Below are 16,182 nucleotides of genomic sequence, written 5' to 3' on the forward strand. Positions count from 1 at the left end.
CCTTGTTCGGGCTCTTACGGGTGTGCGTCGGTACCGCGTCGTGTCCGCTCCTTCCGCCCTTCGCGGAGGAAGCGCCGCAGCCGGGCCTCCGGCCAGGTGTTGATCACGTCGTTCCGGGTGAGCCAGCCGCGCTGCGCCGTCCCCACGCCGTAGCGGACGTGGGACAGGTGCACCACGGAGTGCGCGTCGCTGTCGACGGCGAACCTCACCCCGTGCCGCCTGGCCCGCAGGATGTCCTCGTCCCGGAGATCGAGCCGGTCCGGGTGGGAGTTGATCTCCAGCGCGGTACCGGTCCGCGCGCACGCCGCGAACACCTCGTCGAGGTCGGCGTCGATGCCCGGCCGCCTGCCGATGATGCGGGCGGTGGGGTGGCCGATGATGTTGACGAACGGGTTCTCGCAGGCCCGCACGATCCGACGGGTCAGCTGCTCGCGGGTCTGGTCGAAGTGCGAGTGCACGGAGGCCACGCACAGGTCGAACCCGGCCAGGAACTCCGGCGGCCAGTCCACCTCGCCGTCGGGATCGATGTTCAGTTCCGTGCCGTGCAGCAGCCGCATTCCACCGCGCCCGCCGCGCCTGCCGTACGCACCGTCCAGCTTCCGCACCTGCTCCCGCTGGGCGAGCATCCGCTCGTCGGTCATCCGCTGCATGGACAGGTTCGGGGCGTGGTCGGTCACCGCGTAGTAGGCGTAGCCGCGCTCGGCGGCCGCGGCCACCATGTTCTCCAGGGGGGCGAGGCCGTCGGTCAGGTCGGTGTGCGTGTGCAGGTCGCCCCGCAGGTCCGCCTCCTGGAGAAGTTCGGGCAGGTCACCGCCCAGCCCCGCCTCGATCTCCCCGCGGTCCTCGCGCAGCGTCGGCGGGATCCAGGGCAGGCCCAGCCGGGCGTACACCTCCTCCTCGGTCTCCGAGACGATCTTTTCCCCGCTTTCGGCGTCGAACAGCCCGTACTCGGACAGCTTGAACCCCTGGCGTACGGCCAGCTCCCGGGTGCGGATGTTGTGCGCCTTCGAGCCGGTGAAGTACTGCAACGCCGCACCCCACGCATCCGGCGAGACGACCCGCAGGTCGACGGCGAGGCCGCGGTCGGTGCGGACCGAGGTCTTGGCCGTCCCCTGCGCGACGACCTCGGTGACGTAGGGCAGCTCGGTGAACGCACGCATCAGCGGAGCCGACCTCCGGGCCGCGACGAGGACGTCGATGTCCCCGATCGTCTCCCGGACGCGGCGCAGCGACCCGGCGTACGCGCAGCGCCGGCAGCCGGGCACCTCGGACAGCCGGCCCACCAGGTCCTCGGCGAGCTCCATGGCCACGTCCAGCAGCACACGGTCACCGGCCGACCGCAGGAGTTCGACGCCGCGCAGGATCTTCTCCTCCGTCCGGGGTCCGAAGCCCTTCAGGTCCCTCAGCTTCTCCGCGTGAACGGCGTCCACCAGCTCGTCGACCGATGAGATGCCGAGCTCCTCGTACAGGGCGTGGGCCTTCTTGGGGCCGAGGGTGGGGATGGCCGTCAGCCGGCGCACACCGGCGGGGATCCTCGCGCGCAGCTCCTCCACCGCCGACACGCTGCCGCTGCGGAAGTACTCCGTGACCTTCTCGGCGATCGACTTGCCGACCCCGGGGATCTCCCGCAGTCCCTTGACGTCGAGCGTGGCGACGTCGGCGTGGTGGCCGCCGATGGCGCGGGCGGCCTTCTCGTAGACGCGCGCCCGGTACGCCTCTCCGCCGGTGATCGAGATCAGGTCCGCGTACTCGGCGAGCAGTGCGGCGACCTCGTCGTTGGACCGAACCATGCCGTCCGGGTGAACAGACCCGCGCGGTTCATTCCTTCCGGGCGGGCTCGGCTGCGGCCCCCTCCCACCGGGGGCCACAGTCGGCCGGGCGGCCCGCTCACCGGCCCACGGTGGGGGCTTCGCGGCCAGTGGCAGCCGTGTGTCCTGTCACCGGCCCACGGCGGACGTCGGCCCCGTCACCGGCCCACCGGATCCCCGTCGGCGCCGTCGTCGAGTGTGCGCAGCACCAGGTGGCCGCCGTGGTGGAGCGGCGTGCCCGGCCGCAGGCGGGCCGCCTCCTCGCCGGTTCCGGCGTGGACGAGGTGCACCTCGCCGTGGCCGCCGCGGGTGACGGCGACCCAGTCGGAGTCCGGCGAGGCGGCCACCGCGCGGCGCTGGACCCCCTCCCACGGGGTGCCGCCGCGCCGCGGGGCGCCGTCCATGGCGGGCAGGGGGACGCGGCGGACGGTGTCGTCGGTGCCGAGCAGGACCAGTTCGTCGCCGTCGGGGTGGATGCGGGTGAAGGCGGTGTGGTCCCGGGCGAGGGCCAGCCGGAACACCAGACCGGGGCCGAGTTCGGTGGGCCGGGTGCGGCCCGTCGCCAGGTCGTGGCGCCACGCCTGGTTGGTCCACTCCGGCCACCGCAGCGGATCGGGGGCGCCACCGCGCAGCGTGCTCCACAGGGCCTGCCGGCGGGTGTCGAGGCGCAGGTACCAGCCCCGGGCGGACGACCCCCAGGGGATCACCGTCCCGGCGACGAGTCCGTCGCCGTCGCGCCGGGCCCGGTGCACCCCCTCGCCCGTGGCCGCGAACACCTCCCGCGAGGCGGGAGCCTGCGCGTCCCCGTGCCCGTCGTCCGGCAGCGGCAGCACGGCGTGAGGAGTGACCGGGGGGCAGCCGGGCGCTGCCGCGAGGAGATCGGCGAAGCGGTGGACGGCGAGCGCGCCGGGCTCCCGGTGCCGCAGCACGACCAGCGGATCGTCACCGCCGAGCACCGTCACCCCCGGTTCGCCGACGCGGGTGCGCACCCGGGCCGCCTCTCCCGTGGCCAGGTCGACGACCGTCAACAGGTCCGACCACGGCTCGGTGTTGCGGCCCAGGCCGGTGGTGACGGCCAGCAGACGGCCGGACGGGTCGCAGGCGAGGTGTTCGGCCGGTACGGCGACCGGGACCGCGCGTTCCACGAGCTCGTCACCGAAGGGATCGAGCACCAGCAGCTCACCCCGGCGGTCGTCGACACAGGCCACCCGCCCGCCGGGCAGCGCCAGGAACCCGGCGTGCTCGGAGAGGTGACGGCCGGTGAGACGGGCGGTGACCGTGCCGTCCGGCACCGTCAGCACATGGACGTATCCCTCCACGTGGTCGGAGGCGAGCAGCACGCAAGCGGCATCGGGCATGGGTCCGTTCCTCCAGAAAACCGGTTTGTGAAAACGATTATCATGTATCTTCGGTGCGTTCCGGGTTTCCGAGAAGAGAGAAGCGAGGGCATCGATGCTGCGTTCACCGTCGCGGCTCGTCCGCGGTTGCATCACCGCGGCGGCCGTGGGTTCGCTCCTGGCCGGCTGCGGTACGTCGTCCGACGACGGATCCACGAGCGACAAGGCCCGGCCCACCGCGAAGACCGAGGTCACCGTCGAGCCCATCGAGGCCACCACGGAGCTGACCGACACGGGCGGCACCAAGGTCTCCCTGAAGAAGCAGCCGGAGCGCATCGTCTGCCTGTTCGCGCTCTGCGACGACATCCTGACCGAGCTGGGCATCGTCCCGACGGCCACGAACAGCGCCCTGCTCGCACACCCCGACTTCCTGGGGGAGCGGAAGGCGAAGGAGGTGGACGTCATCCCCGGCGGGTTCATCGCGCCGGAGGTGGAGGCGATCCTCTCCCACAAGCCCGACCTCGTGATCGGTCTGGGGGACACCCACGGCAAGCTCGCCCCGGCGCTGAAGGACGCCACCACCTTCTGGGCCATGCAGCCCGAGACGTGGGAGGACAGCGTGGGCTATCTGCGCGACGTCGCCGCGCTCACCGGCCGCACCGACGAGGGGGAGAAGGCCGAGAAGGCATTCCGGACCACGCTCGCCGCGGCCGAGAAGACCCCGAGCGACAAGACCGCGCTCATCATCTACGGCAGTGACGAGAACTTCGGCGTCGCCACCCCCGAGGCCGACGCGACCGCCAGCCTGTTCCCGAAGTTCACCGACTACCCCTGGAAGTCCCGTGGCGTGGAGGGCAGTTACAGCCTGGAGGAGATCCTCGCCGCCGACGTCGACGTCCTGTTCGTCGAGACCATGAGCTTCGGCGACGCGGACGGCAAGCTCTCGGAGAAGCTGGCGAAGAACCCCCTCTGGAGCAAGATCCCGGCCGTGCGCAACGGCGACGTCCACGAGGTGAACTCGGAGGTGTGGGCCAAGGGCCGCGGCACCCGGTCGCTGGGCATCGTCCTCGACGAGGCCGCGGCCGCGCTGCGGTGAGCGCGCCCGAACCGGGCCCGGCCGCGGTGCGCTCACGGCGGCCCGCACTCCGCGCACCGGCAGCGCAACCGCTCCTGGCGGTCGTCCTGTTGGCGGTCTCCTCGGTCTGCGCCCTGAGCCTCGGCACCCCCGACGTACCGCCGCACCGGCTCGTCGGCGCGGTGCTGGAGGGGGACACCACGCTCGCCGGCATCGTCGTCACCGAACTGCGCGTCCCCCGGCTGGTGCTGGCGATCGTCGCCGGCGCCTGCCTGGGCGCCGCCGGACTCGTGCTGCAGGAGGCCCTGCGCAATCCGCTGGCGGTCCCGGAGATGCTGGGCGTCTCCTCAGGGGCGGCGCTCGGGGTGGCCGCGCCGCTGGTCCTCGCGCTGTCCCTGCCGGCCGCCGTGCAACCCCTGCTGGCCATCGGGGGGGCCGCCCTCGGCGGCGGGCTCACCCTGCTCGCCGCCGGGCTCGGCCGCAGCCCGTCCGCCGTGCTGCTGACCGGCGCGGCGGTCGCCGCCGCGCTGCAGGCCGCGCTGCTCGTGCTGATGGTGATGGCCGACCAGCTCGACCTCCAGCTGATCTACCGCTATCTGCTCGGCTCCCTCTCCGCCCGGACCTGGGACGACGTGACCGGCCTGTGGCCGTGGCTGCTCGTCGCGGCCCCCGCCCTGGTGGTGTGCGCCCCGGTGCTGTCGGTGATGCGGCTCGGCGACGAGGACGCCGAGGCGCTGGGGGTGCGCGCCCAGCGGGCACGGCTGGCCGCGCTGGCCATCGCCGTGGTGCTGATCGCCCCGGTGACGGCCGTGTGCGGGCCCGTCGCCTGGGTGGGCTTCCTCGCCCCGCACCTGGCCCGCTGGTTCAACCCCGGCGCGGGGGCGGTGCGTTGGCTGTGCTGGTCCGCCGTGTGGGGCGCCGTCGTCGTCACCGTCGCCGATGTGCCGGCCCGGCTGGCGCTGGCGCCCGTGGAGACACCGGTGGGCGCCTGGACGGCCCTGCTGGGGGTGCCCGCCGGGGTCGCCCTGATGCGGTCCGGCGGCCGCACCCGGGCCCGGCGCGCCACGGCGGGGTCCACCGCCGGGCACACGCCGGCGCCGGGTGTACGGGCCGTCCCCGCCGGCGCGGGGGCGCCGCAGGACGCACGTGAAGAGCAGTCCGGGAGTGACGGCCCCGTCGGGGCCCGTCCCGCCCCTGGGCCGACGGCAACGGAGGACGCGCGGTGAGCCGGCGTTTCGGGGCGCTCACGGCACTGGCCGTCGTGTGCGCGGCGGTCGAACTGGTGGCGGGGCGAGGAATGTCCCCGGGCACGGTCTGGGAGGTCCTGGGCGGCGGCGGTGACACGACGGAGCGTCACATCCTGCTGAACCTGCGGGTGCCCAGGCTGCTGGTGGCGCTCGGCGCGGGAGCGTGCCTCGCCGTCGCCGGGCTGGTCCTGCAGTCCGCGCTGCGCAACCCCCTCGCCGGTCCCGAGGTGACCGGCGTGACCCCGGGCGCGGTGCTCGGCGCCGTCACCGCGACGGCACTCGGACTCGCCGGGTGGGACTCGCCGCTGGCCGTGGTGCTCGCCGCGTGCGCCGGCGGATGCGCGGGAGCGGCCCTGCTGTGGCTGCTCGCCGGGCGCGGCCGGGGCGACCCGGCGCAGACCGCCGTCCAGGGTGTCCTGGTCTCTGCGGTGCTGGGCGGGCTCACCGCCATGGTGCTGCTCGTGGAACCGGGCGAACTGGGCAGCGTCGTCCAGTGGCTGGTCGGCACCACGGAGGGCCGGGTGTGGGAGCACTGGCACCTGCTGTGGCCGTGGGCGCTGGTCTGGGGTGCCGCGGCCTGGCTGCTGGCCGGGCCGCTGACCCTGCTGCGCTGCGGCGACGACATCGCGCTCACCGCGGGCCTCGCCGCCCGGCGGGCCCGCACCCTCGCCCTGCTGTGCGCGGTGGCGCTCACCGCCGGTGCGGTGGCCGCCGTCGGGGCGCTGGGCTTCGTGGGACTGCTCGTCCCGCACCTGGCCGTGGCCCTGTTCGGTGCGGACCTGCGGGTGAGCCTGCCCGGCGCGGCCCTGGTGGGCGCGGTCGTGGTCTGCGGGGCGGACGCGGCGGCGCAGCTGTCCTCGCGGCTGCTCGCCGCGGGGCTGGACTCCGGACGGCTCACGCTGCCGGTCGGCGCGCTCACTGCCGGCCTCGGTGCCGCCCTGCTGCTGGTCGTCGTGCGCCGCACGCCGAGCCGTTCGTTCTGAAGTCGACTTAAGGACAGAGCATGACCGAGTCCGTGGGGATCCACGTCGAGGGGGTCCACTTCGGCTACCCCGCACGACCCGTGCTGCGTGGGGTCGACCTGACCGTGTGGCCGGGGGAACTGACCGCGCTCATCGGCCTCAACGGCTGCGGCAAGTCGACCCTGTTGCGGCTGGCCGCCGGGCTGCTGCGGCCGGACGCGGGGCGGGTGCTGCTCGGCGGGGACGACGTCGCGCGGCTCTCCCGGCGCGCCACGGCCCGCAGGGTGGCGCTGCTGCACCAATCCGCGCCCGCCGTGCCGGGTATGACGGTACGTCATCTGGTGCGCCAGGGGCGGTACGCGGCGCGCGGCCCGCTGGGCATGCTGCGCGAGGGCGACGACCCCGTCGTGCACCGGGCGCTGCGCGACGTCGGGGTGGAGGCGTGGGCCGACCGGGACGTCGACGCGCTGTCCGGGGGTGAGCGGCAGCGGGTGCGGCTGGCCATGGCGCTGGCCCAGGACACCGGCGTCCTGCTGCTGGACGAGCCGACCACCTACCTGGACCTGCACCACCAGCTCGACGTGCTGCAGACGGTGGTGCGGCTGCGGGAGGAACGCGGGCTCACCGTGGTGATGGTGCTGCACGACCTGGCCCACGCGGCCCGGTTCGCCGAACGCGTCGTGGCCCTGCGCGACGGCCGCGTGGTGGCCGACGGTACGCCGAAGGACGTCGTCACGCCGGGGTTGCTGGCGGATGTCCTCAGGGTGGCGGGCCGGGTCGGCCGGGACCCCGAGGGCGGCTGGCCGGTGTGTTACCCAGATCACCCCCTCCCCGATCTTGAATATGAAAATCAGATTCATTAGGGTTCCTGTCATGGCGCTCATCCGAACGCCGTATCTCCCTGATGACAAAGGAGAGTTCATGGACAACGAGCAGGTCTTCGCGCCCATCGCCGACCCGGGCCAGCTGGCCCACGACTCGGCCTCCCACTCCAACGCCCTCGTCGAGAACCCGTTCGAGGACACCGAGGAGTAAGCGAGGGCTCACCCCCTCGACCGTGGGCCCGCCCCCTGCCTTCCGGGCGGGCCCACACCCCTCACCCGCCCCACTCGCCAGGAGGATCGCCGTGTCCCGCAGCAGGCTCGCACCCGGTGTCGAGGTCGTCGCCGTGCCCGGGCGGGGTCTCGCCCTGCGGACCGCCGAGGGCGAGTTCCTCGGCGTCAGGACGGGGGGCGCCGACCAGGACACCCTGCTCGCCGTGCTCTCCGGCACCGCACCGGCCCCGGACGACGGTGAACTCCGGCGCGTCCTGCGGGCGTTCGGGGAGGCCGGCTACCTGACGGAGGAGCCGCGGCACTCCGAGTGGCCCGCCGCCCGCCGGTCCGTACGGCTCCTCGGCGACCCGGTCCTGACCCGGCCGCTCGCCGCACAGCTGACCGCCCTGGGCGCCGCGCCGCACACCCCCGCCGCGCCGCCGGAACACCTGGAGGACCTGCTGCGCGACGACCCCGCAGCCGTGGTGTGGTGCCTCGACGGACCCGTCCCCGGCGGACTGTGGGACGCCGCCGACCGGCTGCCCGGGCACGGCGTCGCCTGGCTGCGCTGCCACCGCGAGGGAAGGCAGGCGTACCTGGAGCCGCTGGCCGCCGCTCCCGGGGACGTCACCTCCGTCCACGTCCGCGCCCGGCGCCTCGCCGCCACCCCCGCCCACCGCGAACTGGCCGCCTACTGGAGCGGACCCCGCACCTCCGGCACGCCGGGCGGGCTCAACGGGCCCGCCGCCGGACTGCTCGCCGCGTTGCTCGCCGACGACCTCCACCGGTGGGCCACCGACGCCCCCGACACCGGCGGCCTCCCCGCCCGGCGCCGGCTGCGCCGCGTCGACCTGCGCACGCTCACCGTCACCGAGCACCCCGTCCTGCCGGTGCCCGACGTCGCCCCGATGCCCAACGCCCTCCCGGTGCCCGGCGCCGCCCCGATGCCGAAGAAGAACGGATGACACCGCCCACCGCGACGGTCGGCGGGCTCGCCACGGACACCCATCTCCCGGACGGCGACGGGCCCTTCCCCACCGTCCTGATCCGCACCCCGTACGACCGCACACGCCACCGGGCCGAGGCGCGCGGCTGGGCCCGCCGCGGCTTCGCCGCCGTCGTCCAGGACGTGCGGGGCCGCTTCGCGTCACCGGGGGAGTGGCACCCCTACCGGAACGAGGCCGCCGACGGAGCGGCCACGGCCCGCTGGATCCGGCGGCAGCCCTGGAGCGACGGACGGCTGGTCGCCGCCGGCGCCTCCTACGCCGCCCACTGCGCCGTCGTGCTGGCCCTCGAAGCGCCCGGCGACGCCCGGCCCGACGCCGTCATCGCCGCCGTTCCGGCACTGGGCGCCGCCGAGACGGCCCGCGAACCCTCCGGCGTGGAACGGCTGCTGACCCGCGCCGGCTGGTGGGCCGCCCACGGCGACCGGCCGGACTCGGACGAGAGCGCCCTGGACAAGGCCCTCGCCGCCGACCCCGGGCTGCTCACCCACCTGCCGCTCACCGCCCTCCCGCGACGACTGGGCCGGGACCTGCCCTCCTGGGCGGGCCTGTGGCGGCACCACGACCGCGGCCGCCTCACCACGCGGGCGGCGCACGCCGCCGTACCGCTGCTCGCGGTGGGCGGCCACCACGACCACTTCACCGAGGACACCGTCGCGCTGTGGCGCGCCTGGGGCGGGCCCTCGGCGCGACTGCTGCTGGGCCCTTGGGGCCACGGCCTGGCCGGCGCGCCCGGGCCCGACGCCGGACCCGCCCACCGGGTGGCACTCGGCGACCTGTACGTGCGCTGGACCCGTCGCGCCCTCGGCGGCGAACTCGCCCCCGGGCGCCACGGCGCGCTGGCGCTGGGCGGAGGCAACCTGTGGGTGCCCGCCGCCACCGAGGGCCGACCGCGCACCCTGCGGGTCCGGTTGCTGCACGGCGCCGCCTTCACCGCCGACCCCGACCGTCCGGTCCGCTCCGACGACCTCACCGTCCCCACCGGGGGGCCGCCCGACCGGTGCCTGCTGGCCACCCCGCCGCTGCCCCGCCCGCTCGACGCGCTCGGACCCGTACGGGTACGGCTGCGGGCCACCGCCGGCACCCCGTCCGCCGACTGGGCCGTACGGCTCGTCGCCCTCACCCCGGAAGGGGCGGCGCGACGGCTCGCCGTAGGCGTCGTCCGGCGCGCGGACCCGGCCGGCCGGGAAACCGGGTTCACCGTGGAGCTCGGCCGGCTCGCGCGCCGGCTGCGGGCGGGCACCCGGCTCCGCCTGGAGATCGCCGGACACCACTTCCCGGCCCACGCCCGCAACCCCCACACCGGGGCCGACCCGGTCACGGCGGACCGCCTGCTCCCCTCGCCACGCGAGGTCGACCCCGAGAGCGTGGCGCTCACGCTGCACGTGCTCCCCACCCGTCCCACCCCCACCGAGCCCGCCGAGGAGATCCTGCGATGACGGCGCTGCCGCTGGAAGCCCTGGTCGATCCCGTCTGCGGCATCGTCCGCAAGGTCAAGCCCGTCGAGCACCCCGCCGGTGCCCCGCCCCGCTACACCGCGCTCACCGCCGAGATATCCGACGCCCGCAGACTCGGCCTGTGGCCCGCCGACCGGGTCTCCCTCGGCACCACCTTCGGCGACCCCGAAGGGGCGCGCATCGCCGCGATAGCCGAGGGAATCGAACGGTACTGCGGCAACCGCGTCCCGCCCCCCGGCCACCCCGACGCCCCGCTGCGCGCCACCGCCGCCGAACTGTCCGACCAGGGCCTGCGGTTGTACGGCCCCGGCGACCTGCCCGCCTACGCGCCCTGGCAGTACGCCCGGGAGAAGTTCCCGTACCGGCCCCTCACCCCCGACACCCCCGCCCTGTGGACGCGCGGCGAGGAGCGGCTGCCGGACGGCGGCACCGCCGCGGTGTGGGCGCCCGTCGCCCTCACCCACCTCAACTGGCGCCAGGGCGACCTGCGTTCACTGCCCCGCACCCACCACCTCAACTACGCCGGCATCGCCACCGGGCAGGGCCTCGACGACGCCGTCGAACGCTGCCTGCTGGAGATCGTCGAACGCGACGCGCTGGAACTGTGGTGGCACCTCGACGGCCCGGCCCGGGGCATCGACCCGGACACCGTGCCCGGCCTCGCCGACGACCTCGCAGGATCCGCGCTCGACGTCCATCTGGTCGAGATGCCCTCGGAGTTCGCCCCCTGCATGGCCGCCCTCGTGCACGATCCGCGGCTCGGCCTGTACGCCGCCGGGTTCGCCTGCAAGTACGACCCGGCGGAGGCCGCCCGCAAGGCCGTGCTGGAAGCCGTCCACACCTGGGTCTTCACCCAGGGCCTGACCGGCCCCGACGGCTGGGTGTTCCAGGCCGTGGAGGCCGGCCTGCTCGCCCGCGGCCTCTACCTCGACCACCGCCCCGACCACCGCTACCTCGACGTGTGCGGCCCGCAGTTCGAGCACGTCCGTGACCTCGGCGCCCACGTCCAGGTCTGGCTGGACGAGCGGATGGCCGCCGAGGCGCGGCGCTTCACCGAGCCCGCCCTCGGCACGGTGCCCCTCGACGCGGTCGAACCCGGCAGCCGGGACCGGCTCGACCGCGCGCTCCGCGAGGGCGGCCACCGCGTCATGACGTTCGACCTCACCACCGAGGACGTGGCCGAGACGGCACTGCGCGTCGCCCGCGTCCTCGTCTCCGGGCTCCTCCCCAACGCCCCCGCCGCCTTCGGCTACTTCGGCTGCCCGCGGCTCGCCGAGACCGCCCTGCGACGGGGCTGGCGCACGACCGCGCCGAGCGCACCGGAGGACTTCACCCTCGCGCCCCCGCCCCACATGTGAGGTCCGCTCCCGTGGAACATACCCGCGACGACCGTCCGGTGGACCTCGTCGCCGCACTCGCCCGCGCCCGCTCCGCCGAGCGGCCGGGCCCCGACACACCCGCCGGGCCCGCCGTCCGGGCCTGGCCGGGCCCGCCGCTCCCGGTCCCCCAGGCCGGCCCGGGGGAGCTCGACCTGGGCGCGCTGCTGCGCCTCTCCCTGGCGGCCTCGGACGACTCCGGACGCCTGCGGCCCGCCTCGTCCGCAGGCGCGCTCCACCCGGTCGACACCGAACTCGTCGTGGGCACCGGCTGCTCGCTACCGCCGGGACGCTACGGCTACGACCCGCTGCGCCACCGCGTCCACCGCCTCGGCCGGCAACCCGACGGCACGCCGCCGGGCGTGACCGCCGAACTCTCCGTCACCGCGCGCCGCACGGTCTCCCACTACGCCCACCGGGCCTGGCCGCTGCTGCTCCTGGACACCGGACACGCCGCCGGAGCCCTCTACCTCGCGGCCCACGCACTGGGCGCGACCGCCACGGAGCCCCGACTGAACGGCCGCACCGACAGCCCGCTCGCCGCGGTGCACATTCCCCCGCCGAGCGGTCATTCCGCGTCTGCTGAAGCACCCTTGACCGTCGGTTCCGCTGCGCCTGGCGGAGCATGCGCGCCCGCCGGTTCTTCTGTGTCTGCGGGATTGCCCTCGACGGTCGGTCCGTCTCCGTCTGCCGGAGCACGCGCGCCGATCGGTGCTGGTGTGTCTGCCGGGTTGCCCTCGCCGGTCGGTGCTGCTGCGTCCGCCGAGCCGCTCCCGCCCCCCGGCCCCTCCGTGTCCGTCCGACCGCCCTCGCTCGCGGACCTCCTCCCGTCCTTCCCACCACCCACGCCCCCCGAGCTGCTGTCCCGCCGCAGTGACCCCCCGCCGCTGACCGGGACCCCCACGCCGCGGGCGTTGTCGGCGGTGCTCGCCGTGGCCGCGTGGGCGGGGGCCGGGGAGGTGGGCTGGTGTGCCGCCGTCGGGGGACCGCGGCCGGGGCTGGTCGAGCCGGCCGGTGACGGCACGTCACCGCGGCGGCGGGCGTCCGGCGAGGCCCGCCCGACGCTCGCGGCCTGGGCCGCCGGCCAGGCGTGGATCGCGGACGCGGGCGCCGTCCTGCTCGCCCACGGCTGCCCGGCGGACGCCGGCGCGCCGCTCATCCGCCGTACCCACCTGCGGGCCGGCTTCGCCGTCCACCTGGCCCACCTCACCGCCCGCCGCCACGGACTCGCCGCCCGGCCCGTCGGCTCCTGGCAGCGGGCGGACCTCGGCGCCGCGCTCGGCGCCCCACCGGGCCGGGACTGGATCGTCCACGGACTGGCCCTCGGCACCCGCCCCGCCGACGAGGAGAACACCACGTGATCGTCCACCCCGAACTGCGCCGCGCCGCCCGGCACGCCCGGCGCCCCCTGCTCACGGCCACCCTCCTGCAAGGGGCCGGCACCCTCACCCACCTCGTGCAGGCCGCGCTGCTGGCCCTCGCCCTCGCCCGTCTGGCCCGCGGCGACACCGGCGGGCTGCCGTGGCTGCTCGCCGCCGTGCTCGCCGTCGTCGCCGCCCGCGCCGCGCTCACCACCTGGCAGCGGCGCACCGCCACCCGCGCCGGAGCCCGGGTCAGGGTCGCCCTGCGGGACGAACTCGTCGCCCACCTCGGCCGACTGGGTCCCGCCCACCTGACCACCGCCCGCGCCGGAGCCGTACGCACCACCCTCGTCGACGGTGTGGAGGGCGTCGACGCCTACGTCTCCCGCTACCTGCCCCAGCTCCTGATCACCCTGACCGTGCCGCCCCTGGTGCTGGCCGCACTGGCCGCGGTGGAACCGGCCGCCCTGCTCGGCCTGGTCCCCGCCCTGCTGCTCGCCCTCGCCGGACCGCGCGCCTGGGACCGGCTCCTCGCCGAACGCGGCAAGGAACACTGGGACACCTACGAAGGACTGGGCGCCGACTACCTGGAGGCGCTTCAGGGCATGCCCGCCCTGCGGGCCGCCGGCGCGGTCGGCCGCACCCGCGAACGCCTGGAGCGGCGCTCGGCGGCGCTGCACCGGGCGACCGTCGCCAAACTGCGGGTGTCCCTGGTCGACACCGGCCTCACCGACCTGGCCATCCAGGGCGGCACCGCGGCCGCCGCGCTCCTCGCGTGCTGGTCGGCCGTCACCGGATCCACCACCGCGACCGGCACCTACCTGGTGCTGCTGCTGGCCTCCGAGTGCTTCCGCCCGGTCCGCGACCTGGCCCGCGAGTGGCACGCCGGATACCTGGGGGTGTCGGCCGCGGACGGGATCGCCGCGCTGCGCACCGCCGAGCCCGCCGTCCCGGACACCGCCACCGCTCCGGCACACTGGGCGGGACCGCCCGAAATACGGTTCCAGGACGTGGCGTTCACCTACGACGGGGCGGGGACACCCGCGCTGCACGGCGTCACCTTCACCGCCGAGGCGGGACGCACCACCGCGATCGTCGGCCCGTCCGGCGCGGGCAAGTCCACACTGCTCGCCCTGCTGCTGCGCCACCACGACCCGCGGGAGGGCGGCATCACCCTCGACGGCCGCCCCACGACCGCGTACGCCCTCGACTCGCTGCGGCAGGGCATCGCCGTCGTGTCGCAGGAGACGTACCTCTTCCACGCCACCGTCGCCGACAACCTGCGCCTGGCCCGCCCGGACGCGACGGACGACGAACTGGTCCGCGCGGCCCGCACCGCCGGCATCCACGACGAGATCGCCGCCCTGCCCGACGGCTACGCCACCGTGGTCGGCGAGCGCGGCGCCACCCTCTCCGGCGGGCAGCGCCAGCGGCTCGCCCTCGCGCGGGCCCTGCTCGCGGACACACCCGTGCTCGTCCTCGACGAGGCGACCAGCGCGGTCGACGAACGCCGCGAGGCCGGGATCGTCCGCGAACTGCTCAAGGCCGCCGGCGGCCGGACCGTCCTGGTCGTCGCCCACCGGCTCGCCGCCGTCCGGCACGCCGACCGCATCGTCGTCCTCGACGCCGGACGGGTCGACGCCGTCGGCGACCACGCCGCACTGGTCGAGGCCGGAGGCGTCTACGCGCGGCTCGTCGAGGCCGGCCACACCCACCCGGGAGGACTCGCCGCATGACCGGCACCGCCGACACCACCGGCCCCGAGGCCGGCCTGCCCGCGCGGGGCTCCCTGCGCGCCCTGCTGCCCGCACTCGCCGGGCACCGCGCCATGACGGCCCGCACCTGCGCCGCCGCACTCCTGGAACAGGGGGTTCTCGTCGCGCTGGTGACGCTCGCCGCGCACACGGTGGGCACCGCCGTCATCGAGAACCGCGCCCCCTCCGCCGCCACCGTCACCGCGCTCGTCGCCCTCGTCGTGGTGCGCGCCCTGATGACCTGGCGCGAGATGGACCTCTCGCACGACCTGGCCTACCGGGTCCTCGCCGCCCTGCGCGTACGGGTCTTCGACGGCCTCGCCCGCAGCGCGCCCGCCCGGGTCGCCGGCCGGCGCAGCGGGGACCTCGCCGCCACGGCCATGGCGGACGTGGAGGCGCTGGAGTTCTTCTACGCCCACACCACCGCCCAACTGCTGGCGGCGGGCACGGTCCTCACCGGCGGCTCCGTGGTCCTGGCCACGGTGGAGCCGTGGCTGCTGGCGGCCGTGCTGCCGGTCGCGGTGCTGCTCGCCGCGGCGCCCTTCGCCGACGCCCGCCCCCGCGCGGCGCGCGGCAGCCGCACCCGGACGGCCGCCGCGAGGCTCTCGGCGGACACCGTGGAGACCGTCGACGGGCTGCGTGAACTGCTCGCCTTCGGCGCCCTGGCCGAACGGCGCCGGCGGCTGGCCGAGCGGGGCCGGCAGGTGGGCGCGGCACAGCGGGCCGAGGCCACCTGGGAGGCGGTCGCCTCCGCGGTCCGCGACCTGCTGATCGTGGCCGCCGTGCTCGGCGTGGTGGCCGCGGCGGCGCAGTCCCTGACCGCCGGACGCCTGCACGGCGCTTGGGCTCCGGCGGCGATGGCGCTCGCCCTGTCGGTCCTCGGCCCGGTCGCCGAGTCGGCCAGGTCGCTGAGCCAGGCCGTGGCCCTGCGCGCGGCCGCCGCCAGGGTCGACGCGGCCGTCAAGGCCCCCGCCCTCGCCCCGCCGCCCGCCGCACCCCGCCCCCTGCCCCCCGGCCCGCTGGGTGTCCGGTTGCGCGGGGTGCGCTTCGACTACGGCAACGGACCCGTGCTGGACGGCGTCGAGCTGACCGTCCCCGCGGGGCGGACCCTCGCACTGGTCGGCGCCTCGGGGGCCGGCAAGTCGACCTGCGCCCACCTGCTGGCCCGCTTCTGGGACCCGTCCGCAGGAGCGGTCGAGCTGCTCCCTGCCGACGGCGACCCCGTCGACGTGCGCGAGGTGAGCGACGCCGAACTCCGGGGTGCCCTCGCGCTGGTGGGCCAGGACACGCCCCTCTTCCACGGCACCCTCGCCGAGAACCTCAGGCTCGCCGCCCCCGACGCGGACGACGGTCTGCTCGCCGAGACGGCCCGCCTGTGCGGTGTCGACCGGATCGCCCCGATGGACACACCGGTCGGCGAGCGCGGCTCCACCCTGTCGGGCGGTCAGCGGGCCCGCATCGCCCTCGCCCGCGCGCTCCTGGCCCGGCCGAGGGTGCTCGTGCTCGACGAGTCCACCGCCCACCTGGACAACGCCGGCGACGCCCGGCTCGCCGCGGCACTGGACGAGGAGGGGCGCACCACCCTCGTCATCGCGCACCGCCGCGCCACCATCCGCCGAGCCGACCGCATCGCCGTCCTCGAAGCCGGCCGCGTCACCGAGGAGGGCACCTGGGAGGAACTGACCGGCCGCCCCGGCAGCGCGCTCAACCGCGTACTCGCCACCGCCCCTCACGAACAGTGAACTCCGCACCGCATAGGCCCTGGTG

13 protein-coding genes are annotated in these 16,182 nt (G+C 75.9%); 11 read left to right on the top strand and 2 right to left on the bottom strand.

The genetic code is table 11. From position 1 onward, the window contains the following. Positions 1-14: 14 nt before the first annotated feature. The gene (gene polX, locus IE178_RS25490) at positions 15-1,790 is read right to left on the bottom strand and encodes a DNA polymerase/3'-5' exonuclease PolX (protein WP_193513906.1); all 1,776 of its coding nucleotides are present in this window, start codon (positions 1,788-1,790) and stop codon (positions 15-17) included. A gap of 176 nt (positions 1,791-1,966) precedes the next feature. After that, positions 1,967-3,166, bottom strand: a complete 1,200-nt coding sequence (locus IE178_RS25495) for a hypothetical protein (protein ID WP_193513907.1) — start codon at positions 3,164-3,166, stop codon at positions 1,967-1,969. Between the two features lie 94 nt (positions 3,167-3,260). On the opposite strand from IE178_RS25495, the gene IE178_RS25500 reads away from it, so the two are divergent. From IE178_RS25500 to IE178_RS25545, 11 genes are all read left to right on the top strand, one after another. Further along, positions 3,261-4,241 (top strand): ABC transporter substrate-binding protein, encoded by a 981-nt coding sequence (locus IE178_RS25500; RefSeq protein ID WP_193513908.1) that lies wholly within the window; start codon positions 3,261-3,263, stop codon positions 4,239-4,241. A gap of 89 nt (positions 4,242-4,330) precedes the next feature. Continuing rightward, positions 4,331-5,446, top strand: coding sequence for a FecCD family ABC transporter permease (locus IE178_RS25505; protein WP_193513947.1), 1,116 nt, complete (start codon positions 4,331-4,333; stop codon positions 5,444-5,446). After that, positions 5,443-6,450, top strand: a complete 1,008-nt coding sequence (locus IE178_RS25510) for a FecCD family ABC transporter permease (protein WP_193513909.1) — start codon at positions 5,443-5,445, stop codon at positions 6,448-6,450. Before IE178_RS25505 ends, IE178_RS25510 begins: the two co-directional genes overlap by 4 nt. A gap of 20 nt (positions 6,451-6,470) precedes the next feature. Next, positions 6,471-7,292: an ABC transporter ATP-binding protein gene (locus IE178_RS25515; RefSeq protein ID WP_193513910.1), complete on the top strand. Its 822-nt coding sequence runs from the start codon at positions 6,471-6,473 to the stop codon at positions 7,290-7,292. A gap of 58 nt (positions 7,293-7,350) precedes the next feature. Then, positions 7,351-7,464: a streptamidine family RiPP gene (amiA, locus tag IE178_RS36215; protein WP_241270818.1), complete on the top strand. Its 114-nt coding sequence runs from the start codon at positions 7,351-7,353 to the stop codon at positions 7,462-7,464. Positions 7,465-7,555: 91 nt separating this feature from the next. Beyond that, entirely contained in the window at positions 7,556-8,428 is an 873-nt protein-coding gene (locus IE178_RS25520) for a hypothetical protein (RefSeq protein ID WP_193513911.1), read from the top strand. After that, positions 8,425-9,906: a CocE/NonD family hydrolase gene (locus tag IE178_RS25525; protein ID WP_193513912.1), complete on the top strand. Its 1,482-nt coding sequence runs from the start codon at positions 8,425-8,427 to the stop codon at positions 9,904-9,906. The genes IE178_RS25520 and IE178_RS25525 overlap by 4 nt, the downstream gene beginning before the upstream one ends. Beyond that, positions 9,903-11,282, top strand: coding sequence for a YcaO-like family protein (locus tag IE178_RS25530; protein WP_193513913.1), 1,380 nt, complete (start codon positions 9,903-9,905; stop codon positions 11,280-11,282). Before IE178_RS25525 ends, IE178_RS25530 begins: the two co-directional genes overlap by 4 nt. A gap of 11 nt (positions 11,283-11,293) precedes the next feature. Continuing rightward, positions 11,294-12,661, top strand: a complete 1,368-nt coding sequence (locus tag IE178_RS36220) for a nitroreductase family protein (protein ID WP_318280237.1) — start codon at positions 11,294-11,296, stop codon at positions 12,659-12,661. Beyond that, the gene (locus tag IE178_RS25540; RefSeq protein ID WP_193513914.1) at positions 12,658-14,397 is read left to right on the top strand and encodes an ABC transporter ATP-binding protein/permease; all 1,740 of its coding nucleotides are present in this window, start codon (positions 12,658-12,660) and stop codon (positions 14,395-14,397) included. Before IE178_RS36220 ends, IE178_RS25540 begins: the two co-directional genes overlap by 4 nt. After that, complete coding sequence (locus IE178_RS25545) at positions 14,394-16,157, top strand: ABC transporter ATP-binding protein (protein WP_193513915.1); 1,764 nt, start codon at positions 14,394-14,396, stop codon at positions 16,155-16,157. The genes IE178_RS25540 and IE178_RS25545 overlap by 4 nt, the downstream gene beginning before the upstream one ends. The last annotated feature ends 25 nt before the right edge of the window (positions 16,158-16,182 follow it).

It is taken from the genome of Streptomyces griseoloalbus, assembly GCA_014650015.1.
GTDB classification, from domain to species: Bacteria; Actinomycetota; Actinomycetes; order Streptomycetales; family Streptomycetaceae; genus Streptomyces; species Streptomyces griseoloalbus.

Coding starts and splice junctions, on each gene's coding strand:
- polX (WP_193513906.1), bottom strand. CDS start 1,790: ATGGTTCGGTCCAACGACGAGGTCGCCGCACTGCTCGCCGAGTACGCG.
- IE178_RS25495 (WP_193513907.1), bottom strand. CDS start 3,166: ATGCCCGATGCCGCTTGCGTGCTGCTCGCCTCCGACCACGTGGAGGGA.
- IE178_RS25500 (WP_193513908.1), top strand. CDS start 3,261: ATGCTGCGTTCACCGTCGCGGCTCGTCCGCGGTTGCATCACCGCGGCG.
- IE178_RS25515 (WP_193513910.1), top strand. CDS start 6,471: ATGACCGAGTCCGTGGGGATCCACGTCGAGGGGGTCCACTTCGGCTAC.
- amiA (WP_241270818.1), top strand. CDS start 7,351: ATGGACAACGAGCAGGTCTTCGCGCCCATCGCCGACCCGGGCCAGCTG.
- IE178_RS25525 (WP_193513912.1), top strand. CDS start 8,425: ATGACACCGCCCACCGCGACGGTCGGCGGGCTCGCCACGGACACCCAT.
- IE178_RS25530 (WP_193513913.1), top strand. CDS start 9,903: ATGACGGCGCTGCCGCTGGAAGCCCTGGTCGATCCCGTCTGCGGCATC.
- IE178_RS25545 (WP_193513915.1), top strand. CDS start 14,394: ATGACCGGCACCGCCGACACCACCGGCCCCGAGGCCGGCCTGCCCGCG.